The organism is Allosphingosinicella sp., from assembly GCF_036403745.1.
Lineage (GTDB): Bacteria > Pseudomonadota > Alphaproteobacteria > Sphingomonadales > Sphingomonadaceae > Allosphingosinicella.
Genome location: NZ_DASWQI010000043.1, coordinates 246,821 through 259,343, shown reverse-complemented (window position 1 = coordinate 259,343; position 12,523 = coordinate 246,821). Strand labels below are relative to the sequence as shown.

The 12,523-nt window shown below is 69.3% G+C and carries 16 protein-coding genes; 9 read left to right on the top strand and 7 right to left on the bottom strand.

What is annotated here, in order from left to right; translation table 11 throughout:
• The first annotated feature begins 5 nt into the window (after positions 1 to 5).
• Complete coding sequence (locus tag VGC56_RS07930; protein ID WP_464124339.1) at positions 6 to 563, top strand: hypothetical protein; 558 nt, start codon at positions 6 to 8, stop codon at positions 561 to 563.
• Here the strand turns inward: VGC56_RS07930 and VGC56_RS07925 are convergent.
• Entirely contained in the window at positions 560 to 1,309 is a 750-nt protein-coding gene (locus VGC56_RS07925) for a phosphatase PAP2 family protein (RefSeq protein ID WP_464124338.1), read from the bottom strand. The genes VGC56_RS07930 and VGC56_RS07925 overlap by 4 nt on opposite strands.
• A 137-nt stretch (positions 1,310 to 1,446) precedes the next feature.
• Between VGC56_RS07925 and VGC56_RS07920 the strand changes: the two genes are divergently transcribed.
• Positions 1,447 to 2,151, top strand: a complete 705-nt coding sequence (locus VGC56_RS07920) for a PspA/IM30 family protein (RefSeq protein WP_464124337.1) — start codon at positions 1,447 to 1,449, stop codon at positions 2,149 to 2,151.
• Between the two features lie 191 nt (positions 2,152 to 2,342).
• On the opposite strand, the gene VGC56_RS07915 is transcribed toward VGC56_RS07920, so the two are convergent.
• Positions 2,343 to 3,191, bottom strand: a complete 849-nt coding sequence (locus tag VGC56_RS07915) for a dienelactone hydrolase family protein (RefSeq protein WP_464124336.1) — start codon at positions 3,189 to 3,191, stop codon at positions 2,343 to 2,345.
• A gap of 66 nt (positions 3,192 to 3,257) precedes the next feature.
• Positions 3,258 to 3,653, bottom strand: a complete 396-nt coding sequence (locus VGC56_RS07910; RefSeq protein ID WP_464124335.1) for a DUF2147 domain-containing protein — start codon at positions 3,651 to 3,653, stop codon at positions 3,258 to 3,260.
• A gap of 395 nt (positions 3,654 to 4,048) precedes the next feature.
• Here VGC56_RS07910 and VGC56_RS07905 point away from each other — a divergent pair, with 395 nt between their 5' ends.
• Positions 4,049 to 4,258 (top strand): hypothetical protein, encoded by a 210-nt coding sequence (locus tag VGC56_RS07905; protein WP_464124334.1) that lies wholly within the window; start codon positions 4,049 to 4,051, stop codon positions 4,256 to 4,258.
• A gap of 86 nt (positions 4,259 to 4,344) precedes the next feature.
• On the opposite strand, the gene VGC56_RS07900 is transcribed toward VGC56_RS07905, so the two are convergent.
• From VGC56_RS07900 to VGC56_RS07890, 3 genes are all read right to left on the bottom strand, one after another.
• On the bottom strand, positions 4,345 to 4,557 hold the full coding sequence (locus VGC56_RS07900) for a hypothetical protein (RefSeq protein WP_464124333.1): 213 nt from the start codon (positions 4,555 to 4,557) through the stop codon (positions 4,345 to 4,347).
• Positions 4,558 to 4,624: 67 nt separating this feature from the next.
• Positions 4,625 to 5,833 (bottom strand): serine hydrolase domain-containing protein, encoded by a 1,209-nt coding sequence (locus VGC56_RS07895; RefSeq protein WP_464124332.1) that lies wholly within the window; start codon positions 5,831 to 5,833, stop codon positions 4,625 to 4,627.
• A 120-nt stretch (positions 5,834 to 5,953) separates the two neighbouring features.
• A complete protein-coding gene (locus tag VGC56_RS07890; RefSeq protein WP_464124331.1) occupies positions 5,954 to 6,169 on the bottom strand; it encodes a PEP-CTERM sorting domain-containing protein in 216 nt (71 codons plus the stop codon).
• A 217-nt stretch (positions 6,170 to 6,386) separates the two neighbouring features.
• Here VGC56_RS07890 and dapF point away from each other — a divergent pair, with 217 nt between their 5' ends.
• The 6 genes from dapF to VGC56_RS07860 are packed head-to-tail and all read left to right on the top strand — an operon-like array spanning position 6,387 to position 11,733.
• Positions 6,387 to 7,178: a diaminopimelate epimerase gene (gene dapF / locus VGC56_RS07885; RefSeq protein WP_464124330.1), complete on the top strand. Its 792-nt coding sequence runs from the start codon at positions 6,387 to 6,389 to the stop codon at positions 7,176 to 7,178.
• The gene (gene mtaB / locus VGC56_RS07880) at positions 7,175 to 8,467 is read left to right on the top strand and encodes a tRNA (N(6)-L-threonylcarbamoyladenosine(37)-C(2))-methylthiotransferase MtaB (RefSeq protein ID WP_464124329.1); all 1,293 of its coding nucleotides are present in this window, start codon (positions 7,175 to 7,177) and stop codon (positions 8,465 to 8,467) included. The genes dapF and mtaB overlap by 4 nt, the downstream gene beginning before the upstream one ends.
• Positions 8,464 to 9,399, top strand: a complete 936-nt coding sequence (gene ftsY, locus VGC56_RS07875) for a signal recognition particle-docking protein FtsY (protein ID WP_464124328.1) — start codon at positions 8,464 to 8,466, stop codon at positions 9,397 to 9,399. Before mtaB ends, ftsY begins: the two co-directional genes overlap by 4 nt.
• Positions 9,396 to 10,010 (top strand): inner membrane-spanning protein YciB, encoded by a 615-nt coding sequence (locus VGC56_RS07870; RefSeq protein WP_464124327.1) that lies wholly within the window; start codon positions 9,396 to 9,398, stop codon positions 10,008 to 10,010. The genes ftsY and VGC56_RS07870 overlap by 4 nt, the downstream gene beginning before the upstream one ends.
• A gap of 17 nt (positions 10,011 to 10,027) precedes the next feature.
• Positions 10,028 to 10,960, top strand: coding sequence for an ABC transporter ATP-binding protein (locus VGC56_RS07865; RefSeq protein ID WP_464124326.1), 933 nt, complete (start codon positions 10,028 to 10,030; stop codon positions 10,958 to 10,960).
• Positions 10,957 to 11,733, top strand: a complete 777-nt coding sequence (locus tag VGC56_RS07860; RefSeq protein ID WP_464124325.1) for an ABC transporter permease — start codon at positions 10,957 to 10,959, stop codon at positions 11,731 to 11,733. Before VGC56_RS07865 ends, VGC56_RS07860 begins: the two co-directional genes overlap by 4 nt.
• A 141-nt stretch (positions 11,734 to 11,874) precedes the next feature.
• On the opposite strand, the gene VGC56_RS07855 is transcribed toward VGC56_RS07860, so the two are convergent.
• Positions 11,875 to 12,501 (bottom strand): superoxide dismutase, encoded by a 627-nt coding sequence (locus VGC56_RS07855; RefSeq protein WP_464124324.1) that lies wholly within the window; start codon positions 12,499 to 12,501, stop codon positions 11,875 to 11,877.
• Positions 12,502 to 12,523 lie beyond the last annotated feature (22 nt).

Genomic DNA, 12,523 nt, shown 5'->3' with positions numbered 1-12,523 from the left:
TGACCTTGCTCTGCACGCTGGCGGGCGCGACGGCCGAGCGGCTGGCGCTGATCGTCAAGGCCGCGGACCGGGCGGCGCAGCTCAGCCTCGGCGACGCGCGCGATACCGAGCTTACGCGGATGCGCGACGCCTATCGCCGGGCGTGGAAGCTCGGGCGGGCGGGCGATCCCACCGAAGCCTGCCAGGCGGGGCTGATGGCGGTGACGGCGAGCGTGCTGCTGACCCTGCGCTCGGGCCTCGACGGCGCCGCCTGCCATGCCGAGCTGGAAGAATTGGCGGCGGAGTTCGCCGCGCGGACCTCGCCGGGCGATTATGCCTTCGCGACGGGCGAGATTGGCCGGCGGCTGCTCGCGGCGTTGATCGACCAGGGCTTGTCGGCCGAGCGGGCGAACGGCCTCGTCGCCGAGTTCCGCGATGCGTGGGGCAGCGCCGGGAGCGGTGCCAAAGACGACGCGCTGTTCGAGCCGCTGCGCCTCATCGCCGCGATGCTGGCCGACCGCGACTCGACGCGGCCGATGGCGGACTGGGTCAATTCGATCGAGACCGCGCTGACCTCCGCTTAGCGGCGGCGGCGGGCGTCGAACTCCCGTTTCGCCGCGGCGAGGGCGGCCTGGAAGCCGGGATCCGCGGCTTCGCGGGCCATCAAGGCGGCGGCGGCGAGGCGGCCGGCTTCGACGTCGGAGCGATAGTGGAAGCCGCAGATCACGCGGCTTTCGCCGAACGCGATGCCGCGGGCTATGAGGCGGTCGGCGCGGTCGGGCGCGAGGGCGGTCAGCACCGACGCCCAGATCCAGCCGAGCGCGGCGTGGGTCGAGGGATAGGAACCGCTCTCGCGCAGGTGGAACTTGAAATCGTCGGGCCTCAGCGGGCAGGTCTTGCCGCCGAAGGCGACGAAGGGGCGGACGCGGCCGGTGCCGGCGGGCGGGGCGGGCTGCTTGACCGGGGCCACCAAAGCTTCGGCGTCCTTCACGACGCGGCCGATGAGGGCGAGCGCGAGCGGATTGTCCTCCGGCGTGAGGGCGGTGCCAAGCGCCTCGGCGAAGCGCGGGGCGACGGCTTCCGGAACGTAGACATTGTCCGCCGCGGCTTCGGCGCCGCGCGGCGTGTCGAGGATCGCGCGGGTGTGGAGGTAGACGGCTTCGTCCTCCGCCTCCGCCAGGGAGGCGGGAGCTGGCGCCGGCGCCAGCCAGGCCTTGACGTCGAGCGGGTGGGCGAGGAAGCCGCGTTCCGGCGCCTGCGCCGCCGCGTTGCCGGCCGCGGCCATCAACAGCAGCCCGGCCGCCGCTCTCAGCCAAATTCGAGTGCCCATGAAGTGCCTCCCTGTTCGTCGCGGCCTGCATAGCGTGCGCGGCCGGACACGGCGAGATTGCCGCGGAGGATTTTCTCGGCGATATACCGGGCCTTGAGGCGCTCCGCTTATCCGGCGAGAAACAGGGGGGAAGCGCAATGGGCGATTCGATATTCGTGCGGGTCCAGAAGGTCGTCACCGGCGGCCTCGACAGCGCCGTGGGCGCGGCCGAGCAGCTGAGCGGCACCAGCCTGATGCGCCAGGCGATCCGCGACATGGAAGACGCCATCGCCAAGGCGCGCACCCAGGCCGAGGCGGCGCGCGAGACGCGCCTGCAGGCCGAGCACCGGATTGCCGGCGGGCGCGAGCAGCTCGCGACGCTGAAGGAGCAGGCCCGGTTCGCATTGAGCAAGGGCCGCGAGGATCTCGCCGAGGCGGCGATCGCGCGGCAGATCGAGATCGAGGCGCAGGTGGCGCGGCTTGGCAAGGCGCAGCAGGAGGCGGCGGAGGAAGAGCGCCGGCTCGAGGAGAGCCGCACGGCGCTCAACCTGCGCAAGGGGCAGATGGAGGAAGAGCTCGCCGCCTTCCAGTCGGCCCGGCGGGCGGCCGCCTTCGACGACGCGGCGCCGGGCCGGCCGGAGGCGCGGGTCGAACGCCGGGCCGAGCAGGCCGAGACGGCGTTCCGCCGCGCGGTGGCGGCGGCCGGCGGCGTCGCGGGCGAGGCGCCGACGGCCGATACGGCGGCGCGGGTCGCGGAGATCGAGGCGCTGCAGAAGGAAGCCGCCGTAGCCGAGCGGCTGGCGGCATTGCGGGCCGGCCAGACCGCCAAGCCTGCCGCGCCGCGGAAGCGCGCGCAGGGCTAGCCTCTATCGACACCCAGTCCTCCCTGTCGGCGCAGCCGATGGGGACGGGGACCGCACGCAGTGCGGTGGAGGGGCCCTACTGAGACCGAGAAGGCCCCTCCACCATGCTTCGCATGGTCCCCTTCCCCATCGCCTTCGGCAACAGGGAGGATGAGCGGGTTCTGTCCTCCACCGCGTCTTGCACGGAGCGCCTACCCGACCCCGTGGGCCTTGAAAAAGGCGAGCATGCGGGCCCAGCCGTCCTTGGCGTCGGCTTCGTTGTAGCTGGCGCGGTAATCGGCGTGGAAGCCGTGCTGGGCGTCGGGATAGACGCGGATTTCGGCCGCGCTCTTGCCGGCCGCCTTGAGCGCCGCGCGCATCGCCTCGACGTCGGCCTGCGGGATGCCCTGGTCGAGGGCGCCGTAGAGGCCGAGGACCGGCGCCTTCAGTTCGGCGGCGCGCGCGATGAGCGGCTTGAGCTGGCCGTACCAGGCGACGCCGGCCTTGATGTCGGGATCGACCATCGCCGAGCGCCAGACGACGGCGCCGCCCCAGCAGAAGCCGGTGATGCCGATCTGCGCCGGCTTTACGAACGATTGCGCCTTGAGCCAGGTGGTGACGGCGCGGACGTCCCCGTCGACCTGCTCGACGCCGGCCTGGGCGACGATCGGGCGGATCTGGTCGATGCTCGTCATCGCCGGGAGGTTGGCGCCGGAGCGGTAGAAGAAATCGGGGGCGATCGCGACGTAGCCGAGCCGAGCGAGGCGGCGGCAGATGTCCTTGATGTAATCGTGGATGCCGAAAATCTCGTTGACGACGACGATCGCCGCGTGGCGGCCACGGCCGGCGGGACGGGCGATATAGGCGGGGAGTGGCTTGGGCGCGCCGTTGGGGACGAAGCCTTCCTCGATGACGAGCCCGTCGGTCGAGGTGGTGATGGGCGAGGCTTCGGCGGAGACGGCGGCGAGTGCGTAGCCGGCGAAGAACATGCCGACGGCGGCGCGGCGGCTGACGTGGAAATCCTCCGGCTCGGAGCCGTCGGGGCGGGTGAGGTTCAGCATCGCGGGGGTCTCCTGAAACGGAGTGGAGAGCCTAAGCGCGGCCTTGGCAGTGCGCAATCCGCAGAGCTAGCGCGTCCGGCGCCAGATTTCGTGGGAGCAGAGGAAACCGAGGATGCAGCCCTCGACCTTGATGTGGCCGGCATCGAGGCGGGTGACGGTGGAGCGGACGTTCATCTTGCGCTCCGGGATGAGCACATTGCCCTTCCATCTGCCCTGCGCGACATGCTCGAAACCGTACATGACGCGCAGGCCGACCATATGGTCGTAGCCGCCCTTGCGCGCGTCGAGCTCGGCGCGCTTTTCGGCATGGGTGACGGTGCCGCAGAGGAGGTTGCCGCAGGGCTGGACGTCGACCGCGACGCTGGCGTCGGAATTCCACCAGAGACCGTTGATGCTGGCATCGGCGGCCGGCGCGGCGCGGGGCGCGGCCGCGGCGAGGAGCAGGCTCAGCAACAGGGTCACGTCGTGGCCGCTCCATAGTCTAGAAGTGAAGGCAGGCCGGGAGCTTAGCGCACGCACGGATGAATGGAAGCGAAACAATCGGGGCGGTGGCGCGAATCGCGTGATCCGCCCTCCTCCGCTTCCGGATTCCCGGAGGGGTCGGGAGTGGGACACTGCCTCCGACAACAGCCCACCCCTCCCCCTCCCGGAAATCCGGGAGGGGAAGTGTGTGAATTCCGTTGTCTGCCAACAGCTTAGCTTCGGGATGGCGGGCTGCCGTAACCTTTACCTCCCGACACCCCGCGTCCCTGTGTGGGACAGCCGGTTTTGCCCGATTGCCGCCTCCGAAACGGGGGGTCATGCCCGGGTGACTGCTTCCCCCCGGTTGCAGCGCCTTTGCGATCACGGAGACCAAAATGCGCCAGCTCAACACGAACGAAATCGCCTTTGTCGCCGGCGGCTGCTGCGATTGCAGCTGCCCGCCGCCGCCCCCGCCCTCGTGCGACAAGACCAAGAACAACAACGGCTACGGCAACGGCCCCGAGTCCGGCCCGCCCCCGGGCAATTCGGGCGCGCACAACCCGCAGCTCACCGGCTGGAATTCGGGCCCCAAGGGTCCGCGCTAAACCAGGCGCCCGCCGCTCCCAAGAGCGGCGCGAGAATGAAGAGGCCCGTCGCGGACACCCGCGGCGGGCCTTTCTTCGTGGAAAATTCAGTGAGCCGACGAAGGTCCGCCCGAGCCTGCCGCCGGCAGCACCTTCGGCTTCGCGGTTGCGCTGGGATTGGGCTGACCCGGATCGGAGCGTGCATAGGCCCAGATCAACAGCCCGGCGACGACGAACGCCAGCACGAGCAGCATGAGCAGCGACGTGCCGCCGGAAGGGCGGCGTGGGTTGGCGGGACTGTTGTCGTCGAGCGGTTCCATCCCTCCCGAAACCCCAAACATTGCAAGCGGTTGCCCCGCAGCGAGAATTTCGCGGGGAACCCCGCGCTCAGCCGGTGAGGGCGGCGTAGACCATGGCCTTGAGCTGGCGCCGCACCGTGTAGGTGGACGACGGCATCAGCTGGGTCATGAAGATCATCGAGACGCGCTCGACGGGGTCGATGAAGAAGTAGGTCGAGAAGATGCCGCCCCAGTAGAACTCGCCCGCCGAGCCCGGGAGCATGGCGCGGACGGGATCCAAATTGACGCCGAAGCCGAGGCCGAAGCCCTGGCCGGAATAGATCGCCTCGCTGAACATCGAGCGGCTGAACTGGGTGAGATCCGCGCCGCCGGGAAGGTGGTTGCGGGTCATGAGGTCGAGCGTCTTGCGGCCGAGGAGGCGGGTGCCGTCGAGGGCGCCGCCGCCGAGCAGCATGCGGCAGAAACGGTGATAGTCGGCCGTCGTCGAGGCGAGGCCGCCGCCGCCGGAGACGAGCATCGGCGGCTTCGCCCAGTCGCTCCCCTCCCCCGCCAGATCGTAGACGATGATGCCCTGCTCCGGGTGCATCCACCACGCCTCCGGCAGGCGGTGGAGCTTGTCCGCGGGGACGTGGAAGCCAGTGTCGGCCATGCCGAGCGGGGCGAAGATGTGGCGGGCGAGATAGTCTTCGAACGGCTCGCCGGAGAGGCGCTGGACGACGAGGCCGAGCACGTCGGTCGAGACCGAGTAATTCCACGCGTCGCCGGGCGAGAATTCGAGCGGGAGCCGCCCGAGCGTCCCGACGAAATCCTCGAGCGGCCGCTTCGCCTTCAGCGCTTCGAGCCGCTCGGCGCGATAGGCGGCGTCGACGGGCGTGCGGTATTGGAAATCGTAGGTGAAGCCGGAGGTGTGGCGGAGGAGGTCGAGCATCGTCATCGCCCGCGCGGCGGGTTTGGCGGCGCCGCCGTCCGCGTAGACGCCCAGCTCCTTCAGCTCCGGCACCACTTCCTCGACCGGCTGGTCGAGCGCGGTGAGGCCCTGTTCGAGCAGCATCATGTAGGCGACGGAGGTGACCGGCTTGGTCATCGAGGCGATGCGGAAGATGGCGTCGTCGCGGAGGGGCTCGCCCTGCCGCGCTTCGCCCTGGGTGGAGAAGTGGACCGGCTCGCCGTCGCGGGCGATCAGGATCTGGGCGTGGGGGAGGCGGCGCGGCGCGACATAGGCGCGGGCGAGGAACGCGTCGATGCGCGCGAGGCGTTCGGGATCGAAGCCGAGGGTCCTGGGATCGGAGACGTGCATCGCCTATCCGCCTTGGCGCGGGCGAGGCGGCGCGTGAAGCCCAAAAGAAAAGCCCGCCGGCAAGCGGCGGGCTTTCCTTTGTGTCGGCGGCCGGCGGCGCGGGCGCCGCCGGGCCGTGCTTCAGCCGCGGGCGCGGCGGCGGCGGGCGACCAGGCCGAGCGCGGCAGCGCCGAACAGGCCGAAAGCCGCCGGGGCCGGAACGTCCGTGCCGCCCGAACCGGAGCTGGTGGTGGTGGTGCCGGGGCAGCCGCTGTGGCAGGCCTGCGCCGGAGCCGGAAGAGCCGCGATCGCGAGAGCGGCGCCGCCGATGACGAGAAGAGTCTTGAGCTGAGCCATAATAGCCTCCTGTTGTCGCCCGTGGCCGCCGGAAGGTGGGGCCGTGGAGCGTCAGATACGCCCGATTCGGACACTCGGCTATGGCTCCGGAGGCCCAAAATCCGGCTGTTCCGCTTTGATACGGCAGGGGGTTCAAGGTGTTAACGTGGGGGCTTGCGCCGCCGTGTCGGGAGCGGCGGTGGACTTGCCCCCTGGCCCCACCTAGATGCGCGGGACGATGAAGCGGCGGTTCCGGAAGATGCACGGCCTCGGCAACGACTTCGTCATCTTCGACGCGCGCGAGGCGCCGCTGGAGATGGACGCGGATCGCGCCCGTGCGCTCGCCGACCGTCGGACCGGTATCGGCTGCGACCAACTGATCGTGCTGGAGCGTTCCGAGACCGCGGACGTGCGCATGCGGATCTGGAACGGCGACGGCGGCGAGGTGGAAGCCTGCGGCAACGCCTCGCGCTGCGTCGCCTGGCTGCTCGGCGGCGAGACGGTGATCGAGACGGCGGGCGGGACGCTGCGGGCTTCCGCGAAGGGGGACGGCGCCAGCGTGGCGATGGGGCGGCCGCGCTTCGGCTGGAACGAAATCCCCCTCGCCTACCCGATGGACACGGACGCGCTGCCGGTGGGGTGGGACGAGCTGCAGGGGCCGGCGGCGGTCAATGTCGGCAATCCGCACGTCATATTCTTCGTCGAGGATGCGCGGGCGGTGCCGCTCGACCGGCTGGGGCGGGTCATCGAGACGGACGCGCTGTTTCCGGAGCGGGTCAACGTCAACGTCGCGTCGATCGAGGAGGGGGTGGTGCGCCTGCGGGTGTGGGAGCGGGGCGCGGGGCTGACCCAGGCTTGCGGCACCGGGGCGTGCGCGACGGCGGTGGCGGCGATCCGGCGGCGGCTGGTCCAGAGCCCGGTGACGGTGCGGCTGCCCGGCGGGGTGCTGACCATCGACTGGGCGCCGGGGCGGGACATCGTGATGACCGGCGCCGCGGCCCTGGTCTTCGAGGGGGAGGTCGAGCTGTGAGCGGGCCGCAGATGATCACGCTCGGCTGCCGGCTCAACATCGCCGAGAGCGAGGCGATGCGGCAGCTCGCGGCCGGCGAGGACGACCTCATCATCGTCAACAGCTGCGCCGTCACCAACGAGGCTGTGCGCCAGACCCGCCAGGCGATCCGCCGCGCCAAGCGCGCGCGGCCCGAGGCGCGGGTGGTGGTGACGGGGTGCGCGGCGGAGGTGGAGCCGGAGACGTTTGCGGCGATGGCGGAGGTGGACCGGGTGGTGGGGAATGGCGGGAAGTTCGCCCTCCCGTCATTCCGGCGGAAGCCGGAATCTCCCGCCGCTACGGGCGCGGCGGCTAATCTCTACGAGATCCCGGGTGGGCTCCCATCAAAGTACTACTTTGATGGGGTCCCTTTCGCCGGGATGACGTCAGGCCCCGCCAGCTACACCGACCGATCCCGCGCGTTCGTGGAGGTGCAGAACGGGTGCGACCATCGGTGCACCTTCTGCATCATCCCCTTTGGCCGCGGCGACAGCCGGTCGGTGCCGGCGGGGCTGGTGGTCGAGCGGATCAAGTCGCTCGTCGGCGAGGGCTTCAAGGAAGTGGTGCTGACCGGGGTGGACGTGACCAGCTACGGGCCGGACCTGCCGGGAGCGCCGTCGCTCGGGCTGCTGATCGAGCGCATCCTGCGGCACGTGCCGGACCTGCCGCGGCTGCGCCTCTCCTCGCTCGACTGCATCGAGATCGACGCGCGGCTGGAGGATATCATCGCTTCCCACCCGCGCTTCATGCCGCACCTCCACATGAGCTTCCAGGCCGGCGACGACATGGTGCTGAAGCGGATGAAGCGGCGGCATTCGCGCGCCGAGGCGGTCGAGACGGTGCGGCGGCTGAAGTCGAAACGGCCGGCGCTGGCGATCGGCGCCGACCTCATCGCCGGCTTCCCGACGGAAACGGACGCGATGCATGAGAACAGCGTCGCGCTGGTGGCGGAGTGCGACATCGTCATGGGCCACGTCTTCCCCTATTCGGCCAAGGCGGGGACGCCGGCGGCGCGGATGCCGCAGGTGAGCGCCGCCGCGATCAAGGAACGGGCGCGGCGCCTGCGCGAAGCGTGCGCGCGGCAGCGGCGCATCTGGCTGGAGGGATTGGTGGGGACTACGCAGCATGTGCTCGCGGAGCGTGGCGGCGGTGGCCACGCGGAGAACTTCGCGCCGGTGCGATTGCCCGCCGGTTTCGGCGCAGTGGGCGAGGTCGTCCCCGTGCGCATCACCGGCGTCGACGGCGCTCGCTTGGTCGGAGTTGCCGCGTGAACGAAGGCTCCTGGTTCGACCGGCTCAATGCCGGGTTTCGTAAGACCTCCGAGAAGCTCGGCGACAATCTCACCGGCCTGTTCACCCGCGCCGCGCTCGACGACGAGACGCTCGACGAGATCGAGGAGGCGCTGATCGCCTCCGACCTCGGGCCGGCGACGGCGGCGAAGATCCGGCGACGGCTGGCGGGCGAGCGGTTCGAGCGCGGGCTTTCGGAAGAGGCGGTGCGGGAGATCGTCGCGCAGGAGGTGGAGAAGATCCTCGCACCCGTGGCGAAGCCGCTCGAGATCGAGGCGTTTCCGCGCCCGCAGGTGATCCTGATCGTCGGCGTGAACGGCTCGGGCAAGACCACCACGATCGCCAAGCTTTCGCATCTGCTGCTGGAGCAGGATTACGGCGTCCTCCTCGCCGCGGGCGATACGTTCCGGGCGGCGGCGATCGAGCAGCTCAAGATCTGGGCGGACCGCATTGGCGTGCCCGTTATCGCCGGGCCGGAGGGCGGCGACAGCTCAGCAATCGTCTTCGACGGGGTGAAGCGGGCGACGGCGGAGGGGATCGACACGCTGATCGTCGACACCGCCGGGCGGCTCCAGAACAAGAAGGGGCTGATGGACGAGCTCGCCAAGATCCGGCGCGTGCTCGGGCGGCTCAATCCGGCGGCGCCGCACGACGTGGTGCTGGTGCTCGACGCCACGACCGGCCAGAACGCGTTGAGCCAGATCGAAGTCTTCAAGGAGGTTGCCGGAGTGACGGGCCTGATCATGACCAAATTGGACGGGACGGCGCGCGGCGGTGTGCTGGTCGCGGCGGCCGAGCAGTTCGGCTTGCCGATCCACGCCATCGGCATCGGCGAGGGGATGGACGATCTGCGCCCGTTCGACGCCCGCGAGACGGCCCGGGCCATCGCCGGCCTTGGGAGGGCGGGCGCGTGAGCACCAAGCCCGACACGAAGCCCAAGGAACCCGGCGCCGGCGCGCGCCTCCTCATCGATCTGGGGCCGCTGGTCATCTTCTTCGCCGCCAATGCGTGGCGCGGCATCTTCACCGCGACGGCAGCCTTCATGGTGGCGATCGTCGTGGCGATCGGGTTTTCTGCCTTCCGCTACCGGCGGGTGTCGCCGATCCTGTGGTTCTCCGCCGTCATGGTGCTGGCTCTGGGCGGCCTCACCATCTGGCTGCACAACGAGACGTTCATCAAGGTCAAGCCGACCATCTATTACGCGACCGTCTCCGGCATCCTCGGCTTCGGCCTGCTCACCGGCCGCAACTATCTGAAGGTGCTGCTCGGCGGCGCCTATCCGGGGCTGTCGGAGCGCGGCTGGCAGCTCCTGGCGCGCAACTGGGCGGTGTTCTTCGCGGTGATGGCGGTGCTGAATGAAGTCGTGTGGCGCTCGACGACGACCAGCTTCTGGGTCGGGAGCAAGCTGTGGGGCTTCCTCCCCGCCACCTTCTTCTTCGCGCTCGCCAACGTGCCGATGCTGATGCGGCACGGGCTGGAGCTGGAGCAGGCGGCAGCCGAGCCGCCCGTCCCGCCTTCCCAATAATGGCTGAAGGGGGGAACATGCAGCCGGTCGTCTCGATCCGAAACCTGTCCAAGCGCTATGCCGGCGGCCATGAGGCGCTGAGCGACGTCAGCCTCGACATCCAGCCGGGCGAGATTTTCGCGCTGCTTGGGCCGAACGGGGCGGGCAAGACGACGCTCATTTCGATCGTCTGCGGGATCGTGACGGCGACGGCGGGCAGCGTCTCCGCCGGCGGGTTCGACATCGGCCGCGATTATCGCAAGGCACGATCGATGATCGGCCTGGTCCCGCAGGAACTGCACACCGATGCCTTCGAGACGGTGTGGGCGACGGTGACGTTCAGCCGCGGCCTGTTCGGCTGCGCGCCCAATCCGGCGCATATCGAGAAGGTGCTGAAGGAGCTGTCGCTCTGGGACAAGCGCAAGTCGAAGATCATGGAGCTTTCGGGGGGCATGAAGCGCCGGGTGATGATCGCCAAGGCGCTCTCCCACGAGCCCGAGATCCTGTTCCTCGACGAGCCGACCGCCGGCGTCGATGTCGAGCTGCGCCGCGACATGTGGGCTCTGGTCCGCCGGCTGCGGGAGAGCGGCGTCACCATCATCCTCACCACGCACTACATCGAAGAGGCGGAGGAGATGGCGGACCGGGTCGGCGTGATCTCGAAGGGGCGGCTGATCGTCGTCGAAGAGAAAAAGGCGCTGATGGCCAAGCTCGGCCGCAAGACGCTGACGCTGAACCTCGCGGAGCCGATGGCCGACATCCCGCCGGCTCTGGCGGAATGGAAGCTGCGGCTGAAGGCGGAAGGCAGCGAGCTGGAATATGAGTTCGACGCCAATGCAGAGCGCACCGGCGTCCCCTCGCTGCTGCGGCGGATGAGCGACGAGGGCATCGCCTTCAAGGACCTTCACACCAGCCAGAGCTCGCTGGAGGACATTTTCGTAAGCCTAGTGCATTCCGGAGACGGGGCATGAGCGTTCGCGCCTTCAACCGTTACGGCGTCTGGGCCATCTACCGCTTCGAAATGGCGCGGGCGCTGCGCACCATCTGGCAGAGCATCGTCGCGCCGGTGATCACCACCTCGCTCTACTTCGTCGTGTTCGGCGGGGCGATCGGCTCGCGCATGCACGATGTCGGCGGGGTGCCCTACGGCGCCTTCATCGTGCCGGGCCTCATCATGCTGTCGCTGTTCACGCAGAGCCTGTTCAACGCGAGCTTCGGCATCTTCTTCCCGAAGTTCACCGGCACGATCTACGAGGTTCTGTCGGCGCCGGTCTCGCCGTTCGAGATCGTCACCGGCTATGTCGGCGCGGCCGCGACCAAGTCGGTGATGCTCGGCCTCATCATCCTCGCCACCGCCGCCTTGTTCGTGCCGATCACCATCCTCCACCCGGTGTGGATGGCGGCGTTCCTGGTGCTGATCGCGCTGGCCTTCAGCCTGTTCGGCTTCATCATCGGCATCTGGGGCAAGAATTTCGAGCAGATACAGTTCATTCCGATGCTCATCGTCACGCCCCTCACCTTCCTCGGCGGCGCCTTCTACTCGACCGACATGCTCGCCCAGCCGTGGCGGACGCTGACCCTGTTCAACCCCGTCGTGTACCTGATCAGCGGCTTCCGCTGGTCCTTCTACGGCAAGGGCGACGTGGCGGTGGCGGTGAGCCTGGGCGCCACAATGGGGTTCCTCGCCGTGTGCCTCATCGCAATCGCGTGGATTTTCCGGACGGGGTATCGGCTGAAGAGCTGATCATGCCTCCCCATCCGAGATGGGGAGGGGACCAGCGTAGCTGGTGGAGGGGTATTTGGCGCACGCGGCGGGGGCGAATACCCCTCCACCACCTTCGGTGGTCCCCCTCCCCACGAGCTGCGCTCGCGGGGAGGCATAATCTCAGCCCTGCTGGTCCGCGCGGCTGACGCCATTGCCGTCGAGATTCTGCGCGACGAAGTCCCAGTTGATGAGATTGTCGACGACGGCGTCGACGAACCTGGGCCGCGCGTTGCGATAGTCGATGTAATAAGCATGCTCCCACACATCGAGCGTCAGCAGGGGCTGCATCCCCTCATGGGCGACGGGCGTGTCGCCGTCGTGGAGCGAAATGATCTTGAGCGCGCCGCCGTCGAGGATCAGCCACGCCCAGCCGCTGGCGAAATGGTTCACGGCCTCGGCCTTGAACTGCTCCAGCATCGTGTCGGTCGAACCGAACCCCTCCTCGATCAAGGCCGCGAGCCGGCCAGTCGGGCGCGGGCCGCCGGCGGGGGCAAGGCATTGCCAGAAGAAGCTGTGATTCCACAGCTGCCCGCTATTGTTGAACAGGCCCTTCTCGCCGCGCTGGGCGGCGGTGCGGATCACCGCGCTGAGAGGCGCGCCTTCCAGCCCCTTCTCGGCGACCAGCGCGTTGGTCTTCTCCACGTAGGCCTTGTGGTGCTTACCGTGGTGAAATTCGAGCGTCTCCGCGGACATGTGCGGCGCCAGCGCATCGGCGGCGAACGGCAAATCGGGCAGTCTGAACGGCATCGGGCCTCCTCCTCAATCGCAC